At 66.4% G+C, this 20,133-nt stretch carries 18 protein-coding genes; 9 read left to right on the forward strand and 9 right to left on the reverse strand.

The window, feature by feature from the left end:
• Window positions 1–46 precede the first annotated feature (46 nt).
• The 3 genes from QTH97_RS23610 to QTH97_RS23620 are packed head-to-tail and all read left to right on the forward strand — an operon-like array spanning window position 47 to window position 2,419.
• Window positions 47–442 (forward strand): hypothetical protein, encoded by a 396-nt coding sequence (locus QTH97_RS23610; protein WP_286570911.1) that lies wholly within the window; start codon window positions 47–49, stop codon window positions 440–442.
• The gene (locus tag QTH97_RS23615; RefSeq protein WP_286570912.1) at window positions 439–1,461 is read left to right on the forward strand and encodes a hypothetical protein; all 1,023 of its coding nucleotides are present in this window, start codon (window positions 439–441) and stop codon (window positions 1,459–1,461) included. The genes QTH97_RS23610 and QTH97_RS23615 overlap by 4 nt, the downstream gene beginning before the upstream one ends.
• A 31-nt stretch (window positions 1,462–1,492) precedes the next feature.
• Window positions 1,493–2,419: a peptidoglycan-binding protein gene (locus QTH97_RS23620; protein WP_286570913.1), complete on the forward strand. Its 927-nt coding sequence runs from the start codon at window positions 1,493–1,495 to the stop codon at window positions 2,417–2,419.
• An 84-nt stretch (window positions 2,420–2,503) separates the two neighbouring features.
• Here the strand turns inward: QTH97_RS23620 and QTH97_RS23625 are convergent, their stop codons facing one another.
• Window positions 2,504–2,785 (reverse strand): HU family DNA-binding protein, encoded by a 282-nt coding sequence (locus tag QTH97_RS23625; RefSeq protein ID WP_286570914.1) that lies wholly within the window; start codon window positions 2,783–2,785, stop codon window positions 2,504–2,506.
• 363 nt (window positions 2,786–3,148) lie between these two features.
• On the opposite strand from QTH97_RS23625, the gene QTH97_RS23630 reads away from it, so the two are divergent.
• From QTH97_RS23630 to QTH97_RS23640, 3 genes are all read left to right on the forward strand, one after another.
• Complete coding sequence (locus QTH97_RS23630) at window positions 3,149–5,542, forward strand: catecholate siderophore receptor Fiu (protein WP_286570915.1); 2,394 nt, start codon at window positions 3,149–3,151, stop codon at window positions 5,540–5,542.
• Between the two features lie 57 nt (window positions 5,543–5,599).
• Window positions 5,600–5,998: a ferric uptake regulation protein gene (locus QTH97_RS23635; RefSeq protein ID WP_353655650.1), complete on the forward strand. Its 399-nt coding sequence runs from the start codon at window positions 5,600–5,602 to the stop codon at window positions 5,996–5,998.
• 336 nt (window positions 5,999–6,334) lie between these two features.
• Window positions 6,335–7,039: a redoxin domain-containing protein gene (locus QTH97_RS23640; RefSeq protein WP_286570917.1), complete on the forward strand. Its 705-nt coding sequence runs from the start codon at window positions 6,335–6,337 to the stop codon at window positions 7,037–7,039.
• On the opposite strand, the gene QTH97_RS23645 is transcribed toward QTH97_RS23640, so the two are convergent.
• Together QTH97_RS23645 and QTH97_RS23650 are read right to left on the reverse strand one after the other, a co-directional pair.
• Window positions 7,014–7,328: a hypothetical protein gene (locus tag QTH97_RS23645; protein WP_286570918.1), complete on the reverse strand. Its 315-nt coding sequence runs from the start codon at window positions 7,326–7,328 to the stop codon at window positions 7,014–7,016. The two genes, QTH97_RS23640 and QTH97_RS23645, sit on opposite strands and share 26 nt — an antisense overlap.
• A gap of 114 nt (window positions 7,329–7,442) precedes the next feature.
• Window positions 7,443–8,366 carry a DMT family transporter gene (locus tag QTH97_RS23650; protein ID WP_286570971.1) on the reverse strand — a complete coding sequence of 308 codons (924 nt, stop codon included), beginning with the start codon at window positions 8,364–8,366 and terminating at the stop codon, window positions 7,443–7,445.
• A 138-nt stretch (window positions 8,367–8,504) separates the two neighbouring features.
• On the opposite strand from QTH97_RS23650, the gene QTH97_RS23655 reads away from it, so the two are divergent.
• Complete coding sequence (locus QTH97_RS23655) at window positions 8,505–8,900, forward strand: DUF6841 family protein (RefSeq protein ID WP_286570919.1); 396 nt, start codon at window positions 8,505–8,507, stop codon at window positions 8,898–8,900.
• Between the two features lie 33 nt (window positions 8,901–8,933).
• On the opposite strand, the gene QTH97_RS23660 is transcribed toward QTH97_RS23655, so the two are convergent.
• The gene (locus tag QTH97_RS23660; RefSeq protein WP_286570920.1) at window positions 8,934–9,863 is read right to left on the reverse strand and encodes a LysR family transcriptional regulator; all 930 of its coding nucleotides are present in this window, start codon (window positions 9,861–9,863) and stop codon (window positions 8,934–8,936) included.
• A 119-nt stretch (window positions 9,864–9,982) separates the two neighbouring features.
• Here QTH97_RS23660 and mdlC point away from each other — a divergent pair, with 119 nt between their 5' ends.
• Together mdlC and QTH97_RS23670 are read left to right on the forward strand one after the other, a co-directional pair.
• Window positions 9,983–11,602, forward strand: coding sequence for a benzoylformate decarboxylase (gene mdlC, locus QTH97_RS23665; RefSeq protein WP_286570921.1), 1,620 nt, complete (start codon window positions 9,983–9,985; stop codon window positions 11,600–11,602).
• A 78-nt stretch (window positions 11,603–11,680) separates the two neighbouring features.
• Window positions 11,681–12,688, forward strand: a complete 1,008-nt coding sequence (locus tag QTH97_RS23670; RefSeq protein WP_286570922.1) for a Bug family tripartite tricarboxylate transporter substrate binding protein — start codon at window positions 11,681–11,683, stop codon at window positions 12,686–12,688.
• A 67-nt stretch (window positions 12,689–12,755) separates the two neighbouring features.
• Here QTH97_RS23670 and QTH97_RS23675 read toward each other — a convergent pair whose 3' ends face one another.
• The 5 genes from QTH97_RS23675 to QTH97_RS23695 all read right to left on the reverse strand — a co-directional run bounded on the left by QTH97_RS23675 (window position 12,756) and on the right by QTH97_RS23695 (window position 20,065).
• Window positions 12,756–14,594 (reverse strand): pectate lyase, encoded by a 1,839-nt coding sequence (locus tag QTH97_RS23675; RefSeq protein ID WP_286570923.1) that lies wholly within the window; start codon window positions 14,592–14,594, stop codon window positions 12,756–12,758.
• Between the two features lie 299 nt (window positions 14,595–14,893).
• Window positions 14,894–15,331: a CBS domain-containing protein gene (locus QTH97_RS23680; protein ID WP_286570924.1), complete on the reverse strand. Its 438-nt coding sequence runs from the start codon at window positions 15,329–15,331 to the stop codon at window positions 14,894–14,896.
• A 44-nt stretch (window positions 15,332–15,375) separates the two neighbouring features.
• Window positions 15,376–16,431 (reverse strand): 2-oxoacid:ferredoxin oxidoreductase subunit beta, encoded by a 1,056-nt coding sequence (locus tag QTH97_RS23685; RefSeq protein ID WP_286570925.1) that lies wholly within the window; start codon window positions 16,429–16,431, stop codon window positions 15,376–15,378.
• Window positions 16,428–18,254, reverse strand: coding sequence for a 2-oxoacid:acceptor oxidoreductase subunit alpha (locus tag QTH97_RS23690; RefSeq protein ID WP_286570926.1), 1,827 nt, complete (start codon window positions 18,252–18,254; stop codon window positions 16,428–16,430). The genes QTH97_RS23685 and QTH97_RS23690 overlap by 4 nt, the downstream gene beginning before the upstream one ends.
• Window positions 18,251–20,065 carry an FAD-dependent oxidoreductase gene (locus QTH97_RS23695; protein ID WP_286570927.1) on the reverse strand — a complete coding sequence of 605 codons (1,815 nt, stop codon included), beginning with the start codon at window positions 20,063–20,065 and terminating at the stop codon, window positions 18,251–18,253. Before QTH97_RS23695 ends, QTH97_RS23690 begins: the two co-directional genes overlap by 4 nt.
• Window positions 20,066–20,133 lie beyond the last annotated feature (68 nt).

A 20,133-nucleotide genomic window follows, 5' to 3' on the forward strand; every position in this document is an offset into this window, starting at 1 on the left:
CGGCGAACGGGGCAATCATCAACGCCAGGATTTCGGGAGGTTCCAGATGGGAGCACGGCACTTCCAGGCGATGAAGGCTCTGAGCGCGGCGCTTGCCATCGGCACGGCCGGCTGCGTCACGGTCCACATCGAGGAACAGGGCGGCGAGGTCCGAACCGTGCGGCAGGTGGGCGTCCTGCGCGTCGAGCTGTCGAATCCTGCGCAGGCGATCGCCGGTTCGGTCTCTGGCATCGGCGTCGTCGGTGCACCGCTCGGTTGGAGCGTGGGCTACACCACGCAGCGCTGGGCCTTGATGGGAAGTGAGTGCCGCGCCGTCATCTGGGTGGCGCCGGGCGGCCTCGACGAACGAACGCGAAGCGACCTCGTCCGCGCCGCAGGCGTCTGTCTCATCGAAGCGGAAGAATCCACCCGGACGTTGGCATCGAAGGGAGAACCGCTATGAGCGCACTCGTTCACACATGCTTCGGCGGCATCGCGCTGTTCCTGGCCGGCTGCGGGGCGACCAACCCGCCGTTGATGTTCGGCGACATGACCACCTTCGGCCTGCGGCTCGGCAACGACACCTCGACCGGCGGTGCATCGGTGTCGCTCGGCTACAAGGCTCAAAGCATCGCGGTCGTGCCGGTGTCGGTCCTCGACGAGAACGGTGTCGCCAAGCTCCTGAAGGGGCACGGCCAGGGCGCGGACGGCAGCATGGAGAAGGTGGATGCCATGTCGGTCTTCGCCTCGTTCGAAAGCGACGCGCCGGCATCCAGCGGTCCGAAGGGGTCGACGGTGCACCTCGGCCAGGTGTTTTCGACGGGCGTGGCGGCGCAGGCATTGACCGAAGGCTACATCTGCCGCGAGAGCGGGGACAAGGGTTGCGGCCGCACCGCCACAGGCCAGGCGCTCGACGCCGCGGCATCCGCCAACGCCGCGGCCCGGACGGCGAACAACGCTGCGGCGAGGGCGACGCAAGCGCTCGCGGGCCAGCCGGTCCAGATGGTGGCGCCGGCGACTCGCAAGGCGGAGAACACGACGCCCGCGACCGACCGGCCCTACCAGTCGCCCTTGCTCTTTCTCCGCACCGACGTGATCGGATTCGACATCGGAGGCTCGCTGGCGCAGCAGGGACTTCAGTTCGCCCTGGGCTACAGCAACCGCAACCTCGCCCTCATACCGGTTCATGCGCAAGGGTCCGGCGGGCGCGTCGTGAGGATCACCGGCGGCAACGAAGGCGAGGGCAACGACCCGTCGCTCGACGTGCTCTCCGTGCTGGGCCAATTCAGGACCAACACGGAAACTGCGCAACTGGGCTTTGGGCTCGACCGGTACTTCGCCACCGGCGTTGCGGCGCGCAACCTCGGCGAAAGCCTGGGACTGGCGATTTCCAAGGTGCCGACTCCCGACCGGGCGCCGGCATCGACACCGGCTCCGGCGGTGGCGGCCGCGCCGATCTCCGTGGCCAAGACCGCCAAGTAGGCCGCGCGGCAATCCGAAAGCGAGGTAGATCATGACGACAGGTGCGACTGGACTGGCTCAAGACGGCGAGCTCGAAGAGGGCGAAGAACTGCAGGAGGGCGAGGAGTTGGGCGCGCAAACGAAACCGGGCGCGCTCGCGTCCCGTGAAAGCACCGCCTTTGGCCCTGTCGAAGCGGTCGCGTTCCCGGGCCAGATCGTGAAGGTGGGAAGCCCCGATGCCGAGGTTGTCAGGCACATCCAGCGCCGGCTCAACGCCCTGGGCTGTGGACCGATCCCCGAGGACGGAGTTTTCGACAAGCAGATGCAATCCGCCGTCAAGCTGTTCCAGGCGCGGTTCCCCGACGTAACTGGCGCGCCTCTCGAAGCCGACGGCCGGGTGGGCTCGCTGACGTGGGGAGCGCTCTTCGGAGCTGCCACGGTACCGTCGCAGGCGACGGCGCCGTCGCCGCTCGCCGAGGCTGCGATCGCCTTCGCGCTCACGCAGGTGGGCGTGATGGAGGACCCGCTGGGCTCGAACCGGGGGCCCGAGGTCGATCGCTATCTGAAGGCCGTCGGCCTGAATCCGGCGGCGGGGAGTTTCGCGTGGTGCGTCGCCTTCACCCACTTCTGCTACCAGGCCGCCGCGGAGCAGCTCGGCCGGGCGAATCCGCACATCCGCACCGCCGGCGTGCTCGACCATTGGAACAAGGCGGGCAGCTCGGCGAATGCCGTGCGGGTGACCAAGGCAAAGGCGATCGCCGACCCGGGTCTCGTGCAGCCGGGCTCGCTTTTCATCATCGACCTGGGCCAGGGACTGGGCCACTCCGGCATGGTGATCGAGGTGGCGGACGGCAGGCTCGTGACCGTCGAGGGCAACACCAACGACAACGGCTCACGCAATGGCATTGGCGTCTTCAAGCGCAACGCTCGCAAGATCGCTCAGATCAACAAGGGCTTCATCGACTACAGCAGGGCGTGAGTCGGGCCGGATGAGGGCGGGTGCCGGTGCAGCCGCCTCCGGCGGGTCGGGTTCGGTCACGCCTGACCGGCGTGACGGCGGTCCTCAGGCCGCCGTGTTGACGGCATCCTTCAATGCCTTGCCTGCCGTGAATTTCGGCGCCTTGCTCGCCTTGATCGTCATCTGCTCGCCGGTCGACGGATTGCGCCCGGTGCGCTCGGCACGGCTCGCCACGGTGAAGTTGCCGAAGCCGATGAGCTGCACGGCCTCGCCGCGCGCCAGCGTGCGGGTCAGGTTTTCAAGCGCTGATTCGAGTGCGCGGCCAGCATCGGCCTTGCTGAGGTTGGTGTCGGCGGAGATCGCGGCGATGAGTTCGGTCTTGTTCAAAACGGGGGTTCCTTCTCTTTAAAACAATCGAGCAGGATAGCCGACCGCGACCCCCGACTTTTCGGTCGCGCACACGACGCGCGGTAAGAAGAGCAAGCAACGGCTTCTGTCCAGGAAAAGGCACTTTCCCGACGCATTTCCAGCCAAGTTGTTTCCCAAAAGCAACACAAACTCGGCAAATGTATCTGTCGGCTGTAGAAATATGAACGGCAGGTTAACGCCGGTAATGAGAGTCACTATCATTACCGGACTTCGCATCACTCGCGAAGCAGCTCATCCCAGCCAATCCGCCCCTCTTGCCCGAGGCACGCCGGACCCGCCAGCCGAGCTCTCAGCCTCGTTTTTTCATTCTGGGAACCCCTCATGGCCTACATCAAGAGCCGCAAGCACGCCGTCGCGCGCGTGCTGCCCCCGTTCGGCAGTGCTGCCGCCGCCACGCTTCTCGCGTTGTCGCTTCCTGCCGGAGCGCAGACGTCCAGCCAGACACTCAAGGAAGTGCGCGTCGAGGACAGCACGGCGAACGACTTCAGGGTCGAGCAATCCGCCAATCCCAAGTTCACCGCGCCGCTGGTCGATATCCCGCAGGTCATCCAGGTGATCCCTGAAGGCCTCATGCGCGAGCAAGGCGCCACCACGCTCACCGAGGCCATGCGCAACGTCCCCGGGGCCGGCGCCTTCTTCCTCGGCGAGAACGGCAACACGAGCACCGGCGACGCGATCTTCATGCGCGGCTTCGATGCATCGGCCAACATCTTCGTCAATGGCGTTCGCGACCTCGGCACGATCTCGCGCGACATGTTCAACATCGAGCAGGTCGAGGTGGTCAAGGGTCCGTCGGGCACCGACATCGGCCGCAGCTCGCCGACGGGCTACATCAACCTGATCACCAAGACGCCGAAGCTGGAGAACAGCTTCTCGGGCTCGCTGACCTACGGCAGCGCGGACTTCGGCCGCGGCACCATCGACTGGAACCGGGTCATCACCAACGCCGACGGCTCAGGCACTGCGTTCCGCCTGAACGCAGTGGCCGAAGACGGCGGCGTGGCGGGCCGCGACGAGGTGAAGAACAAGCACTGGGGGATCGCGCCCTCCATCGCCTTCGGCCTCAACACGCCGACGCGCGTCTTCCTCGACTACGTGCACGTCAAGCAGGACAACGTGCCCGACGGCGGCGTGCCAACGATCGGCCTGCCCGGCTACTCCACGCCCGATGCGCTGCTGATCAACTCGCCGATCCTGCGCCGCACCTTCCTGAACTTCGCGCAGCGTGTCGGTTCGAGCAACTTCTACGGCACCACGTCCGACTTCAACGACGTGACGTCGGACCTGTTCACCGCGCGGGTCGAGCACGACATCACGCCGGACATGACGGTGCGCAACGTCACCCGCTACGGCAAGACCTCGCAGGACTACATGCTGACTTCGTTCATGCTGGGCGGCCTCACGGCCACCCAGGTGGGCAATACCAACGTCTATCGCGGCACGGTCCCTGCGGTCACCGCGGGCTTCATCAACACGGTCAACCCGGCGAACCCCCTCACCTGGACCGTGACGCGCAACCTGCCGACCAACAAGGACATCGAGAACACCATCTTCCTGAACCAGACGAGCCTCTCGTCCAGGTTCAAGACCGGCAGCTTCAGCCACACGGCGAACTTCGGCGTGGAACTGATCCGCGAAGAGCAGGACTCCGCCAACTACTTCGGCCCCGGCTTCGCCTCCGTCAATACGACTTTCGCGCCCGCCGGCTCGTGGCCTGTCGCCAACCTCTACAACCCGAATCCCAACGTGACCGGCTACAACCGGATCGCCAACGGCACGGGCTCGTTCGGCAAGACCGACACGATCAGCGCCTATGCCTTCGACACGATGAAGATCAACGAGCAGTGGCAGCTCACCGGCGGCCTGCGCTACGACCACTACAGCACCGACTACTCTGCGACGGCACGCGGCACCGGCCCCGCCTTCGCGATCACCCCGACCGATCTGTCGACCTCGGACGGCATCTGGACCGGCAAGCTCGGCGTGGTCTACAAGCCTGCCGAGAACGGCAGCATCTACGCGGCATGGGGCAACTCGGCGCAGCCCCCGGGCGGCGCGAACTTCCAGCTTGCGGCCTCCGGCAGCGGCAACAGCGCGTCGCGCATCGACTTCGAGCCGCAGGAATCGAAGACCTACGAGATCGGCACCAAGTGGGACGTGCTGAACAAGCGCCTGGCCATCACTGCCGCGCTCTACCGCACTGAAGTGAAGAACGAAGTGGTGCAGGACTCGACCACGCTGCTGTACTACCAGACGGGCAAGAAGCGCGTGCAGGGCATCGAACTCGGCGCCGCCGGCACCATCACCGATCAATGGGGTGTCAGCGCCGGCTTCACGACCATGGACACGTCGATCGAGAGCGGCCCGGCCGTGACGGCCGACGGCAGCAGGGTGCTGGCCTACACCCCGCGCAACGCCTTCACGCTGTGGACCAGCTATCAGTTGCCCTTCGGCCTGACCCTGGGCGGCGGCATGCGCTACAACGGCAAGCTCCACCGCGGCACCGACGGTGCGATCGGCACGCCGGCCTACACCGACTCCTACTGGGTGTTCGACGCGATGGCTTCCTACCGCATCAACAAGAACGTCGAGCTCCAGTTGAACGTCTACAACATCTTCGACGAGGAGTACGTGGCTGCGATCAACAAGAGCGGCTACCGCTACACGCCGGGGATCCCGCGCTCTGCGCGCCTCACGGCCAACTTCGCCTTCTGATCGTCGGCGCGCTCGGATCGCCGTCGTCGACTCCTGCCGGCCGCACGCATGGAGCACATGGACAGACTCAGGGACACCGGCCTGAAGGCCACGCTGCCACGGGTGAAGGTGCTGGAGCTGTTCGAGCGCAGCGAGCAGCGCCACCTGGCGGCCGAGGACGTGTACCGGCAGATGGTGCAGCTCGGCCTGGACGTCGGCCGGGCGACGGTCTACCGCGTGCTGCCGCAATTCGAGCGGGCGGGCCTGCTCAAGAAGACCCGGCTCGGTGCGGAGAAGGCGGTGGTCTACGAGCTCAACGATGGCACGCGGCACCATGGGCACCTGGTGTCGCTGGCCGATGGATCGGTGCGCGAATTCTGCGACCCGCAGATCGAGGCGAGGCTCTGCGCCATTGCACGGGAACAGGGCTTCGAGCTGTCTGATTACGGCGTGACGGTCTTCGCGCGCCCTCGCTGAGCCGGCGGGCCGGCAGGTCAAAAGGCTGGCTGGTGGCGGTCCGCGCGCGATGAGCGCCTCCGCCTTTCCGACCAGCCAGAAGGGGTCGACGGGCGAAGCTCGCAGTTCGCACCGTCAGTTCCGAGGCGCGCCCTGGAGCGCGCGCCACATGCAACGTTAGGCCCGCTTCATGGCCCGCGCCATCGACTGTTCGGAATAGTTGATGTGCATTACTTCACACGTGCGGACTGGAACTGAGGTCGGGGCGTTCCTCAGGAAGCGTTGTACCTTGCCGTCACAAGTGATAGGTTTCCAGTCTTTGCCTTTCGGCCGGGCGACGCCCGAAGGAGATGTTCCATGGGTGACCAGAGACGCCCCTTGCGACCGGGAGAGCCTGCACCCGCGTTCACGCTTCCCGCGGCCAACCGCGAAGGAACGGTCTCCCTCGACCGCTTGCATGGTCGTCCCTTCCTGATCGGCTTCTATCGCGGCCTGCATTGCCCGTTCTGCCGGCGCCAGGTGCTGCAACTCGCCAACGTGGAAGCGCCCTTGCGCGTCATGGGGGTCGAGACCCTCGCCGTGATCAACACGCAGGTGGACCGCGCCAGCCTGTACTTCCGGTACCGGCCGACGCCGGTCACGTTGCTGTGCGATCCGGATTGCGTCACGCACCAGGCCTTCGGCGTTCCGCATCTCGAGTTCCTGCCCGAAGGCGACAGCAGCCAGCCCGAATGGCCCTATCGCGCCAGCATGGCGGAGTTCGCGGCGGCACGCATCAATCCCACGGGCGAGCTGTCCGGACCGACGCAGCCGATGGAGGCCAACGACGCCCTCAACGGCAAGGACGGGTTCGAGATGGACGACGTCGACAGTGCCATCTTCGCGAGCCACGGCACCCAGCTCGTCGGACACTTCCTCGTCGACGCGGCGGGCATCGTCCGCTGGGCGCAAATCGAGGCGGCCGATGGGCCGAACAGCATCTCCGTGTTTCCGAGCGCGGCGCAGATCATCGCCGCAGCCGCTGGGACTGGCGGCATCAGGGTAGAGCGAGCTCCCGGATGAGGTCGCTGCGCACCCACGTGAACGCTCCGGACTGCACGTTGTCCGCTTGCCAACGGCGGAATTCGGGATCGGCCGCCAACGGATCCGTGACCTTAGCGTACTCGATCGCGTTCTCGAACTGAATGGTCAGCACATAGGTGCCCAGTTCGCCTGCGGCCACGCTCCACAGCCGTGGGTTGGGCGAGCCGTGCTTCTTCCACAGTGCCGCACCCACCTTCACGGCTTCAATGACGGCCCCGAGATCGGCTCCGGGGTTGGGCCGCAGGACATATCGCGCTTCGTAGGCCATGGAAGTCTCCTTCGCCACAGCAGGCAAGAGCAGACATTGAAGCACTTGAGCGCTCGTCGGGCAATCGCCGCTTGCAGGCGGCTGGAATTCAGCGATGTCAGCGGCGGACTCGACTCACGCTGGATCCCCGTCTGCCAGCGCGGCCTTCGTGCCGGATTGCTTCGGGCGCGCCGGCCATAGCACCGACGCGATGGCCACCATCATCAAGACGACGGCGGTCCAGTCCTGCCAGTAAACCGTCTCGCCCAGCCACAGCGCGCCGCTGAACACGCCGAGCACCGGGATCAGCATGACGCTGAGCGTGGAGGCCACCGGCGGCAGTCCACGTGCGAGATAGAACCAGGCAGCGTGCGCGAAGCCGAAGATCAGCACCGCGTTGTAGGCGATCGCGGCCCACGCGGCGTCCCCGGGAGGCCGCCATTGCGAGCGTTCGAACAGCAGCGACAGCACGGTCATCACGACGGCGGTGAGCGCGGTCATCCAGAACGAGAGCGTGAGCGTGGGCAAGCCGATGCGCGTGCGCCGCAGCAACTGCGTGCCCAGAGCCCAGGTGGCCGCCGCCACCAAGGCCAGCGCGACGTAGCCCGGTCGTCCCGCGAGATGGGTGAACTCGTGCCACAGCAGCAGCCCCACGCCCAGCGCGCATGCACTCACGCCCAGCCAGCCGCGGCGCGTGAGCACTGCCGAGAAAAGCACCGCGCCGATCACGGCCGAGAACACCGGCATCGTGTAGCCCAGGATCGCCGCGCGACCGCTGGACAGGGCCTTCACCGCCAGGATGATGCAGGCGTGCCACACGAACATGTTGGTTGCCGCGAGCCAGAGCAACTCGGGCCAGTGGCGCCGAGGCACCTTGAATGGCGTCTTCATCGCCACCAGCGCGAGGCCGAGGATGGGCAGCCCGAGCCACAGCGAGAGGCTGCGAAAGGCCAGCGGCGGATAGTCGGCCACGCCCAGTTTCATGACCGGCCAGTTGAGCCCCCACACCAGCGTGAGCGGGACGAGCAGGGCGAACTGGCGCAGCGAGAAGGTTTGCATGGAGGGCATTGTGGCCCGCTCTTCAGACCAGCCGGGCGCCTTGCGCGAGTTCGCGCGGGCGACGAATATCGTCCACAGATTGACTTCTTCAGGCGGAAACTATCAGCCGGTGAGATCATCGATCGGGTGGAGGGCTCCATGGAAGATTCGAAGCTGCGTGCGGAGGCGAGCGATTTTTTCGATGCGTTCGTGAGCGCTTTTCAGTCCTTCGATGGAACCGAAATCGCGCGCCGATACGCAGTGCCGTACGCTGCGCTCCATGCCGACGGCTCGGTGGAGTGCTTCGAATCGCCTCACGCCATCGCGGCATACCTTCAACGGGTGGTCGACAGCTACCGCGAGAAGGGATGTCGCTCTTGCCGCTTCTGCGACCTCGAGGTCCTGCCGCTGGGCCAGCAGTGCACCCTGGCGACTGTGAACTGGGAGTTGCTTGACGAACGGGGCAAGGTGCTGAGGGCCTGGCGCGAATCGTATAGCCTCCGGCACGTCGGGAGTTCGTTGCAAATCTTCGCGTCCGTGGACCACGCTCGATAGCGTCCGCATCCCGCGCCATGAGCCGGCGTCGAATCAGGGCCGGCCTCGCCCGCCCGGCTGCGGTTGCGCCGTCATCGCGCGGAGTTCCTCGAGCAGTTTGACGGACGGCCCGGGCAGCATGCCGGCTCGACGCCGGAAAGCGGTCAGCACTCTTCGGTCGCTCGATCCGGGAATCTCCAGGGTGTCGATCAGGCCGGCCTTGCGCTCGGCGTCGTACATGGTCTCGGGCATCCAGCCAAGGAAGCCGGAGCGGGCGATCAGGCTTTTCAGGACCGTCACCGACCGGGTCTCCACCACGACATTGGGCAGCGCGAGGCGCTGGCGCGTGAACACCTTCTTCATGTGGTCGAAGGGCCCGGTCCCCTTCGGAAGGATGGCCCACCGCTCCTGCAGCGTGTCCGCGAGCGTGAGCCTGGGCTTCTTGCGCAACGGATGCCGCTTGCCGGCGACCACATAGCTCGTGTCCTCCCAGCGGCAGTCCTTCACTGCCACGATCTCGTCGCTGTCCTCGACGTCCACGCCAAGCGCGAGGTCGATCTCGTGCGAGATCAAGGCGTCCGCGAGGCGATCCCACACGCCCTCGATCACCTGGACCCGCAGGTTCGGCCACTTCTTGCAGGTGCTGCCAATGGCCAGCGGAAGCACCAGGCAGGCGATGCTGCCGACCGCGCCGACGCGGATGGTTCCCTTTGCGAGGCCGAGCATCGCCTTGATGTCTTCGTCTGCATGCTCCGCCCCGCGCTGCAGCAGTACCGCGTGGGGCTGCAGTGCGAGGCCCACATCGGTGAGCTGCATGCCCTTGGAATGGCGCTCGAACAGGGGAGCGCCCGCCTGTTCCTCCAGCCGTCGGATCGTGCGGCTCAGCGCCGGCTGGGTCACGTTCAACGCGTCGGCGGCCCGTCCGAGACTGCCGGCGGCAACAACGGCGTTGAAGGCGGCGAGATGCTGCAAGTCAAAAGTCATGCCAAACGGTAATGACTTTCTCTCGAAAAGGCAATTTTCAAGAAGGTCGCGACGTTCCACACTCGGACCATCGGGAGATCGCCTGCCGCCTCGGCGGCGCACCCGCCAGAAAGCATGAAATGACAGGACCAGTACCACTCGCCGTCGTCCAGGCGATCGCGCCATCCACTACCGTCACCGTGCGGGACGCGGTCGTCGACCTGATGCGTCGCTTCGGCATGACTTCCGTGTTCGCCAACCCGGGCTCGACGGAGCTTCCGATGTTCCGCGACTTCCCGAGCGACTTCCGCTACATCCTGGGTCTGCAGGAAGCGAGCGTGGTCGGCATGGCGGATGGCTACGCGCAGGCGACGCGCAACGCCTCTTTCGTGAACCTGCATTCCGCGGCCGGCGTGGGCAATGCCATGGGCAACATCTTCACGGCCCACAAGAACCGCACGCCGATGGTCATCACGGCGGGGCAGCAGGCGCGCCCGATCCTTCCGTTCGATCCGTTCCTCTCGTCTGCGCAGGCCACCGAGTTGCCGAAGCCCTACGTGAAGTGGAGCATCGAGCCCGCGCGGGCGCAGGACGTGCCGCTGGCGATTGCGCGGGCCTACTACCTGGCGATGATGCCGCCGCGTGGTCCCGTCCTGGTTTCGGTGCCGGTCGACGACTGGGACCAGCCTGCGGAACTGGTGCCGGGCAAGGTGGTCAGCACGGAGCTTCGCCCGCAGCCTGCCGTGCTCCAGCAGATCGGCGATGCGCTCGATGCCAGCGATCGTCCGGCGCTCGTCGTGGGCGCGGCGGTCGACCGCGACAACGCATGGAACGACATCGTCGCGCTGGCCGAAGCGCACAACGCCCGCGTGTTCGCGGCACCGATGTCCGGCCGTTGCAGCTTCCCCGAAGACCACCGGCTGTTCGCGGGCTTCCTGCCGGCCATGCGCGAAAGAATCGTCGAACTGCTCCGCGGACATGACCTGATCCTGGCGGTTGGCGCGCCGGCCTTCACCTACCACGTCGAGGGCGCGGGTCCGCACATCCCGGCGGGCGCGCGCCTGTGCCAGCTCACAGAGGATCCGGATACCGCCGCTTGGGCGCCGGTCGGGATTTCTGCCGTCGGCAGCATCCGCCAGGGTGTGGTGGACCTTCTCGCGCGCCCGGGGCGGAAGGAGCGTCCCCTGCCACCGGCGAGAGTTGCCGCCCCGCGGGTGGAGCCGTCGCCGTTGATGTCGGCGGCATTCGCGCTCCAGACCCTGGCGGAGGTGAGAAAGCCGGAGGACATCGTGGTCGAGGAGGCACCCAGCGCGCGCCCCGTGATGCAGGCCTATCTGCCGATGACCCGCAGCGAGACTTTCTACACGATGGACAGCGGCGGGCTCGGCTACGGCATGCCGGCCGCGGTGGGCGTCGCGCTCGGCAAGCCGGGCAGCCGCGTCATCTGCCTGGTCGGCGACGGATCGAGCATGTACTCGATCCAGGCGCTGTGGAGTGCCGCGCAGCTCCGGTTGCCGATCACCTTCGTGATCCTGAACAACAGCCGCTACGCCGCACTGCAGGACTTCGCACCGGTTTTCGGCTTCTCGGCCACCGACGTCGTTCAAGGAACCGAACTGCCGGACATCGATTTCCCCTCTCTCGCCAAGGGGATGGGCTGTGCTGCCCGCCGGGTGAGCGACGCTGGCGAACTGCGCGACGTTCTCGCCCATGCGCTGGACAGCCGTGCGCCGAATGTCGTGGAGGTCCGGATCGCCTGACCCGTCACTCCACTTGATTCGGACTTGCCATCCAACCCGTCATTCAGGGCACGAGACAAACAAACCAGGAGACAAGCAATGGCCTCGAACGATTCCCCTGCGCGAACCCGCGCGACCTTCAGCCGGAGGGCCGCGACGGTGTTCGCGATCTCGGCAGCGCTCGCAATCCCCGGCGCGGCATTCGCCCAGGCCTGGCCGTCCAAGCCGATCCGGATCGTCGTCAACTTTCCGCCCGGGGGCGCCGCGGACCAGATCGCGCGATCGCTCACCCAGCCTCTTCAGGAGGCTTTGGGACAACCTGTCGTGGTCGAGAACAAGAGCGGCGCCGGCGGCAACATCGGCGGCGAAGCCGTGGCCAAGGCGGCACCCGACGGCTACACCCTGCTCCTGAGTTCGGGCGGCATGGTGTCGGTCAATCCGCACATCTATCCCAGGATGCCCTTCGATCCGTCGAAGGACCTGGTGCCGGTCGCATCCGCCGCTCGTGTGCTGGTCTACCTTGTCGCCCAGCCATCCTTCCCTGCCAGCGACGCGAAGGAATTCCTCGCGTACCTGAAGTCCCATCCGGGCAAGCTCTCGTTCGGCTCGCCGGGCAACGGCAGTTCCCCCCATCTCGCGGCCGAAATGATGAAGTCGCAGGCGCGGGTGTCCGCCACCCATGTGCCCTACCGCGGCGCGGCGCCGGCGCTGAACGACCTGCTGGCGGGCCAGCTCGACTTTCTCTTCGATCCCGGGGTCGCCATGCCGCACATCAAGGCCGGCAAGGTCAAGCTCCTTGCAGTGGGAAGCCCGAAGCGATCGCCCCTCTTTCCGGACGTGCCGACCCTGGACGAGGTCGGCCTGAAAGGCTTCGACGCCGACACCATCTTCGGCTTCTATGCACCGGCCGGCACGCCGGTGGAAGTGGTCAACCGCCTGAACCGGGAGATCAACCAGGCCCTCACGCTCCCAGGCCCTCGTGAACGCATCGCCGCGCTGGGCGGCGAGCCGGCGCCGATGACACCTGCGCAGTTTCACGACAAGGCGATGGAGGATGGACAGCGCTTCGGCAAGGTGATCCGCGAACAGAACATCGTCGGCGACTAGGACGCCGCGCCCTGCCCGCGCCGCTCGCCCTGGCACAGGACGGCGGCACGGCCCGTCCTCCTCCTCCTCAGGCGACCGGCGAGACGAACGAGATCAGCCGCCCCATCCGGGCGATGAAGTTGGACGTGATGATGAACTGCGGCTTTTCCCGCTTCACGTAGGGCGCGATGTCAGGCGGCGTATCGGCCGGGTACGGCGAGGTGTCGTACACATCGCCTACGTGTCGGCTGCGATAGGCGGTACCGGTGTACGGCGTCGCGGGGCCGTCGCCGCGGTATGGGTTCACGATCTCCGGCACCGGCGCGGTCCAGTACTTTCCGTCGACCAGCGCAGCGATGATCGTCTGCACTTCGGATTCGGGCACCACCGGCGTCTTCATCACGGCGCCTTCGAACAGGTCCGGAAAGTCCACTTCGCGAATGGCGGCGAAGTATTTCGGCAAGGCGCGGGCCGAGGTGGCCTTCAGCGGCGATCTGGCGACCATCGCATCGATCTGCGCCTGCGTCATCGCGCTGAGCTCGTCCAGGCGCTTTTGCAGCGCGGCGGTATCGACCGAGCGGCCCGACGAGTAGTGGCTGATCGTGTTGGCGATGTCCTTGTCGAAGAAGTACGCGCCGTTGTGGATGTTGGAGCCGTAGCGGTGGATGTAGAGCGGCTCGTTGGTGTCGAGCTCGATGAAGGTCGCGACATTGCGGCCGGCGAGCAGCGGGTTGAGGGTCGCGACATTGGCGGGAAGCTGGATCGAGGCTGACTTCAGCCAGTCGATCGCCTTCTGCAACTGCGACAGGTACTTCCTGTCTCCGGTCAGCGTGAAGTAGCCCAGCAACTGCTGGATGTTGGTCTGCGTCGTGTGCGTGGCCAGCGAGCGCGGCTCGTAGGAGCGCGCGCCAGCCGGAGCGCCCGCCGGGCGGCCATTGGTGTCGCGCGACAGGTGCTGCAGGCTCCAGCCAGACTGCAGGGGCTGCGTCGGGGAGGTCCACTGCATCCGCTGCATGCAATCCATGGCCCGCGTGATGTTGGCAACCAGGTCCGTGCGGCCCAGCGCCATCACGCACATCGTCAGGAACTTGATGTTCTCGCCCATGACGTCGTCGTTGAAGGTCACGTGCAGGGTGTAGTCGCTGTCTTCCATGCCGGCACGCGCGCCCGCGGGCAACTGCGTGGGGTTGGGCAGGGGCATGGCGCCGACCGCGTTCGGGTTGTGCGGAAAACGCTGCGGCCAGCCGCCGTCGGCCACGCCGAACTGGGGACCGAACTGCGCGTTGGTGATGAATTGGATGGCGTTGCTGGTGGCGGTTTGGTAGACAGGGTCCTTCTTCTCGAGGTACATGCGCAGCATCAGCTGCGAGGCCACGGCGGTGGTGGCGTCGTCGAAGGTCGCGTTGCCGTAGTAATGCTGGAACTCTTCCAGACGCCAGCCGTTCTTGCCTATCGTGTCGTACCAGTGCTTCAGCGATTCCTCGCCGGCGAAGTCATAGATGTAGTTCCAGCCGCCCGAGCTGTGCTGCGCGGAGGCGACGGCCTTCGCCGTGCGGTCGGCCGCCTGGTAGAAGCGCTCGTCGCCGGTCGCGTGGTAGGCGTCCAGATAGATGTGGCCGATGGAGGAAGTGCCCGGCGGCTGCAGCCAGAGCATGGTGCGCTTGGCCTCCATTTCGCCGAAGGTCTGTGTGAGGTCCGGCGAATACGACCACACGTAGCCGCCCTTGTAGGAAACGACTTCGTCCATGTAGCTCGTGGCGCTCTTGAGCGCCGCCAAGGCCGGGGCCTGCGAACCCGGGGCCGGCGCCGGCGCGGGCGCCGGGGCGGGATCGGCGGCAGGGGGGAAGAAAACGTGGTCGCTGCCGCCGCCACAGGCGGCCAGGGCGACGGGAGACAGGAACGAAATTGCGAACTGTCTGCGTTTCATGGGCATTCCTTTTTGGTTGAGTGGTCGAAATCACCGAGCCAAAGTCGTCAGATGTCGTACAACATCAGTTGTCTTACGGCCTTGGGGCGGCGATTATTGAAGCCCACACAGAAGGGAGTCAAGGCGGACGATTGCAAGAACCTGTGACAAAGCAGGCCATGCTTGTCATATGACAACGTATGACTTACAAATGAGTCAGGTACGCCGAGGCCGGCGCCAGACAGGCACCAGGCAAGGGATGCAAATGGAAGGCCCCGAGGGACTCAGGCCGCTGGAACGGCCAGGATCGCGAAACGCCCCTATCCCAGAACGTCGTTCACCTGCTCGTTGAACTCCGCCTGGCTCAGCGCAGCGCCCAGTTCCCGCGGCAGCGCGTCGCGCACCGAGAACACGCCCAGGATCTTCTTGCCCGAGACCAGCGGCAAATGGCGGAAGCCGCGCTCCAGCATCAGCACGATGGCATCCGACACCGGCGTTTCCGGCGGCACGCAGATCGGATTGGGGGTCATGACCTCACGCGTCGTCGTGTGCTCGGGGTCGAGGCCGCGCGCGAGCACGCGGGTCATGAGGTCGCGCTCGGTCAGGATGCCCAGCAGGATGTCCGGCGGTTCCATGATCAGCACGCTGCCGCAGTTGGCGCGCGTCATCACGCACGCGGCATCACGCACGCTGGCCTGCGGGCCCAGGTTGGTGACATGCTTGCGCGAGATCGACTGGAAAACAGTGCGTTCGGCCATGGTCCGTCCCCCGAAGAATCGGCAATGGTGCGCTTTGCCCGCCTTCAGCGCAAGGCGTCGTTGAGCCGCTCCAGCGCCTTGGCGCCGGGGCAGAGCTGGGCCGGGCCCAGGGTGTTGAGCGGCCGGTCGCTGGTGTTGAGCGCCGTGTGCAGGTCGGTCGCCAGCGGGTCGACGTAGAGCAGGCCCGTCACCACCTCGCCCATCTCCTGATGCCGTTGCATGTGGGCCATGGCGGCGTAGCGGTCGCCGGGGTTGTAGTCGGGGTGCAGGCTTCGCAGGCGCAGCAGGGTGCCGTCGTGCTGGCGCACGTCCAGCACTTCGCCCGGCGCCATGTCCACGGTGATCTCCTCGCGCCCGCTGATGAAATCGATGCGGCTCACCGCCTCGTTGTGCTCGCGCACGTAGTCGTAGCTCTTGGTGCTGCCGGGGTGGTTGTTGAAGGCCACGCAGGGGCTGATCACGTCGATGAAGGCGGAACCGCCATGACTGATCGCGCCCTTGATCAGCGGCACCAGTTGCGCCTTGTTGCCCGAGAACCCACGCCCCACATAGCTGGCGCCGAGCTGCAGCGCCATCGCCACGAGATCGACGGGACTGTCGGTGTTGACGACGCCCTTCTTGCTCTTGGAGCCCTGGTCGGCGGTGGCCGAGAACTGGCCCTTGGTCAGCCCGTAGACGCCGTTGTTCTCGACGATGTAGGCCATGCGCACGCCGCGCCGCATAGCGTGGGCGAACTGGCCCAGGCCGATGGAAGCCGAATCGCCGTCGCCCGACACGCCGAGGTACAGCAGATCGCGGTTGGCGAGGTTGGCGCCGGTCAGCACGCTGGGCATGCGGCCATGCACGGTATTGAATCCGTGCGAGGCGCCGAGGAAGTAGTCCGGCGTCTTGGAGCTGCAGCCGATGCCCGAGAGCTTGGCGACGCGGTGCGGCTCGATGTCCAGCTCCCAGCAGGCCTCGATGATGGCGGCGGAGATGGAGTCGTGGCCGCAGCCTGCACACAGCGTGGAGATCTTGCCCTCGTAGTCGCGACGCGTGTAGCCGACCTTGTTGGTGGCGAGGGTCGGATGGCGCAGCCGGGGCTTCGCGAGATAGGTCATGCGGGTTCCTTGGACTCGATGACGCGGCTGATCGCGTCGGCGATGAAGCGTGCCGTGATGGGTGTGCCGTCGAAATGCAGCACCGGCACCAGCCGGGCCGGGTCGATGCCCAGCTCGTTGACGAGCAGGCTGCGCATCTGGGCGTCGCGGTTCTGCTCGACCACGAACACGCGCGAATGCTGCGCCAGGAAGCGCACCACGCTGTCCGGAAACGGAAAGGCCCTCAGCCGCAACGCGTCGAGCTGGATGCCGCTCTCTTCCAGCACCTCCAGCGCCTCGTGCATGGACGGGCTGGTCGATCCGAAATAGATCACGCCGAGGTCCGTCTTCTCTGCAGCGAGCCGCAGCACCGGCTGCGGGACCAGCGTGGCCGCAGTCGCGAACTTCTTCAGCAGCCGCTCCATGTTGTAGATGTAGTCGGGCCCGCGCTCAGAGTACCGCGCATAGGCATCGCGCGTGGTGCCGCGGGTGAAGAAGCTGCCCTTGGTCGGGTGCGTGCCCGGCAGCGTGCGCCACGGAATGCCGTCGCCGTCCACGTCCTTGTAGCGGCCGAAGTCGCGGCCCGCCTCCAGCTCCTCGGCGGTCATGACCTTGCCGCGGTCGTAGGCCTGCGTGTCGTCCCACGCGAAGGGCTTGCACAGGCGCTGGTTCATGCCGATGTCGAGGTCGGTCATGAGGAACACCGGCGTCTGCAGACGGTCGGCCAGGTCGAGCGCCGCGGCGGCGTGCTCGAAGCACTCGTACGGGTCTTCGGGAAAGAGCAGTACGTGCTTGGTGTCGCCATGCGATGCGTAGGCGCACGAGAGGATGTCGGCCTGCTGCGTGCGCGTCGGCATGCCGGTGGAGGGCCCGCCGCGCTGCACGTTGACGAGGGTGACGGGAATCTCCGCGAAGTAGGCCAGCCCGATGAACTCGCTCATCAGCGAGATGCCCGGCCCCGAAGTCGGCGTGAAGGCGCGCGCGCCGTTCCATCCTGCCCCGACCACCATGCCGATGGAGGCGAGCTCGTCTTCAGCCTGCACGATGGCGAAGCGGTTCTGGCCGGTGTGCGGGTCGACCCGGAACTTCGCGCAATATCTCTGGAATGCTTCGGCCACCGACGACGACGGCGTGATCGGATACCAGGCCGCAACCGTCGCGCCGCCGTACACGCAGCCCAGCGCGACGGCGCTGTTGCCGTCGACGAAGATCCGGTCGCCCACGCGATCGGCGCGCCGCACCCGCAGCCCCACCGGCTCGCGCAGGTTCTCGCGGGCAAAGTCGCAGCCGAGGTTCAGTGCCTGCACGTTGGAGGCCAGCAGCTTTTCCTTGCCCTTGTACTGTTCGCCGAAGAGCCTCTCGACCACCTCCGGCTCGATGCCGAGCAGGATCGCCAGCGCACCCACGTAGACGATGTTCTTGAACAACTGGCGCTGACGCGGGTCGTGATAGACCGCGTTGCAGATCTCCGTCAGCGGCATGCCGATGACGCGGATGTCGTCGCGGAACTTCGACGGCGGCAGCGGCCGCGTGCTGTCATAGAACAGGTAGCCGCCGGGCTCCAGTTCGGCCACGTCGGCATCCCAGGTCTGCGGATTCATTGCGACCATCATGTCGGTGCCGCCGCGCCGGCCCAGGTGGCCCTTTTCGGTCACGCGCACCTCGTACCAGGTCGGCAAGCCCTGTATGTTGCTCGGGAAGATGTTGCGGGGGCTCACCGGCACGCCCATGCGCAGGATGGCCTTGGCGAACAACTCGTTGGCCGAGGCCGAGCCCGAGCCGTTGACGTTGGCGAACTTGATGACGAAATCGTTGACCGCTTCGATCCGTGGCGCCGCGCTCATGCCGGGACCTCCTCGGCAATACGGACGGCCCCGGCCGGCGTCATCTTCAGCAGGAACTTCTGCATGTCCCAGGCGCCGGTCGGACAACGCTCGGCGCACAGGCCGCAGTGCAGGCAGACATCCTCGTCCTTCACCATGACGCGGCCGGTCTTGAGCCCGCCGGACACGTACAGGTCCTGCGCCAGGTTGAGTGCCGGCGCCTTCAGGCGGCCGCGCAAGTCCGCTTCATCGCCGTTGTCGGTGAAGCTGATGCAGTCCATCGGACAGATGTCCACGCAGGCATCGCATTCGATGCAGGCGGTCTCCGTGAACACGGTCTGGACATCGCAGTTCAGGCAGCGCTCCGCCTCCTTGAAGGCAGTGGCGGCATCGAAGCCCAGTTCCACCTCCACGCGGATGCTGGCCAGCGCCTTCTCGGCCTTGGCCCAGGGCACCTTGTAGCGCAGGTCGTTGGAGGTGTCGTTGTCGTAGCTCCACTCGTGGATGCCCATCTTCTGCGACACCAGGTTGGTCATCGGCGGGGGCCGGACATGGACCGGCTCGTCGTGCAGCAACTGGTCGATCGAGACCGCCGCCTCATGGCCATGGGCCACGGCGGTGATGATGTTCTTGGGGCCGAAGGCCGCATCGCCGCCGAAGAACACGTTGGGCACCGTGGACTGGAAGGTCGTCTCGTCGAGCTTGGGCAAGCCCCATTTGTCGAAGGCAATGCCGCAATCGCGCTCGATCCACGGGAAGGCGTTTTCCTGCCCCACGGCCACCAGCACCTCATCGCATTCGAAGAAGGCATCGGGCTCGCCCGTCGGCACCAGCGAGCGGTTGCCCTGCGCGTCGTACTCCGCACGGACGATCTCGAAGCGCATGCCCGTCAGCTTGCCGTCCTGATGCACGAAGGCCTTGGGCACGTGGAAGTTGATGATCGGGATGCCTTCGTGCTGCGCATCTTCCTTCTCCCACGGCGAGGCCTTCATCTCCTCGAAGCCGCTGCGCACGATCACCTTCACGTCGGTCCCGCCCAGGCGGCGTGCCGAGCGGCAGCAGTCCATCGCCGTGTTGCCACCGCCCAGCACGATCACGCGCTGGCCGATGCTCGTCACGTGCCCGAAGGAGACCGAGTTGAGCCAGTCGATGCCGATGTGGATGCTCTCCGCCGCTTCCTGCCGGCCCGGCACGTCGAGGTCGCGCCCGCGCGGGGCGCCGCAGCCGACGAAGATCGCGTCCCATTCCTGCGCCATCAGCGCCTTCATCGATTCGATGCGCTCGCCGCTGCGGAACTCCACTCCGAGGTCGAGGATGTAGCCCGTCTCCTCGTCGATCACCGACTCGGGCAGCCGGAAGCGCGGAATCTGCGTACGGATGAAGCCGCCGGCCTTGGCCTCGCCGTCGAACACCGTCACCTCGTAGCCCAGCGGCGCAAGGTCGCGCGCGACGGTCAGCGAGGCCGGCCCCGCGCCGACGCAGGCGATGCGCCTGCCATTCCTGGGCGCCACCGCCGGCATGCGCGAACGCACGTCCTCCTTCATGTCGGCGGCCACGCGCTTGAGCCGGCAGATCGCTACCGGCTCTGGGTCTTTCGCATTACTTTCCTCGACGCGCCCTCGACGGCATGCCGGCTCGCAGGGCCGGTCGCAGGTGCGCCCGAGGATGCCGGGAAAGACGTTGGAGACCCAGTTGACCATGTAGGCGTCGCCGTAGCGGCGCTGCGCGATCAAGCGGATGTATTCGGGTACGGGGGTGTGCGCCGGACAGGCGTACTGGCAATCCACGACCTTGTGAAAGTAGGCCGGGTTGGCGATGTTGGTTCGCTGCAAGGCTTGTCTCCTGGCTGCTCGCCCGGGGGCTCGTGGGGAAGAGCCATGGCGGGTCTGCCCGCAGTATG

It is taken from the genome of Variovorax gracilis (assembly GCF_030317115.1).
Lineage (GTDB): Bacteria > Pseudomonadota > Gammaproteobacteria > Burkholderiales > Burkholderiaceae_C > Variovorax > Variovorax gracilis.

Coding starts and splice junctions, on each gene's coding strand:
- QTH97_RS23630 (WP_286570915.1), top strand. CDS start 3,149: ATGGCCTACATCAAGAGCCGCAAGCACGCCGTCGCGCGCGTGCTGCCC.
- QTH97_RS23635 (WP_353655650.1), top strand. CDS start 5,600: ATGGACAGACTCAGGGACACCGGCCTGAAGGCCACGCTGCCACGGGTG.
- QTH97_RS23650 (WP_286570971.1), bottom strand. CDS start 8,366: ATGCAAACCTTCTCGCTGCGCCAGTTCGCCCTGCTCGTCCCGCTCACG.
- mdlC (WP_286570921.1), top strand. CDS start 9,983: ATGACAGGACCAGTACCACTCGCCGTCGTCCAGGCGATCGCGCCATCC.
- QTH97_RS23670 (WP_286570922.1), top strand. CDS start 11,681: ATGGCCTCGAACGATTCCCCTGCGCGAACCCGCGCGACCTTCAGCCGG.
- QTH97_RS23660 (WP_286570920.1), bottom strand. CDS start 9,863: ATGACTTTTGACTTGCAGCATCTCGCCGCCTTCAACGCCGTTGTTGCC.
- QTH97_RS23685 (WP_286570925.1), bottom strand. CDS start 16,431: ATGACCTATCTCGCGAAGCCCCGGCTGCGCCATCCGACCCTCGCCACC.
- QTH97_RS23680 (WP_286570924.1), bottom strand. CDS start 15,331: ATGGCCGAACGCACTGTTTTCCAGTCGATCTCGCGCAAGCATGTCACC.
- QTH97_RS23645 (WP_286570918.1), bottom strand. CDS start 7,328: ATGGCCTACGAAGCGCGATATGTCCTGCGGCCCAACCCCGGAGCCGAT.
- QTH97_RS23640 (WP_286570917.1), top strand. CDS start 6,335: ATGGGTGACCAGAGACGCCCCTTGCGACCGGGAGAGCCTGCACCCGCG.
- QTH97_RS23620 (WP_286570913.1), top strand. CDS start 1,493: ATGACGACAGGTGCGACTGGACTGGCTCAAGACGGCGAGCTCGAAGAG.
- QTH97_RS23655 (WP_286570919.1), top strand. CDS start 8,505: ATGGAAGATTCGAAGCTGCGTGCGGAGGCGAGCGATTTTTTCGATGCG.
- QTH97_RS23675 (WP_286570923.1), bottom strand. CDS start 14,594: ATGAAACGCAGACAGTTCGCAATTTCGTTCCTGTCTCCCGTCGCCCTG.
- QTH97_RS23615 (WP_286570912.1), top strand. CDS start 439: ATGAGCGCACTCGTTCACACATGCTTCGGCGGCATCGCGCTGTTCCTG.
- QTH97_RS23610 (WP_286570911.1), top strand. CDS start 47: ATGGGAGCACGGCACTTCCAGGCGATGAAGGCTCTGAGCGCGGCGCTT.
- QTH97_RS23690 (WP_286570926.1), bottom strand. CDS start 18,254: ATGAGCGCGGCGCCACGGATCGAAGCGGTCAACGATTTCGTCATCAAG.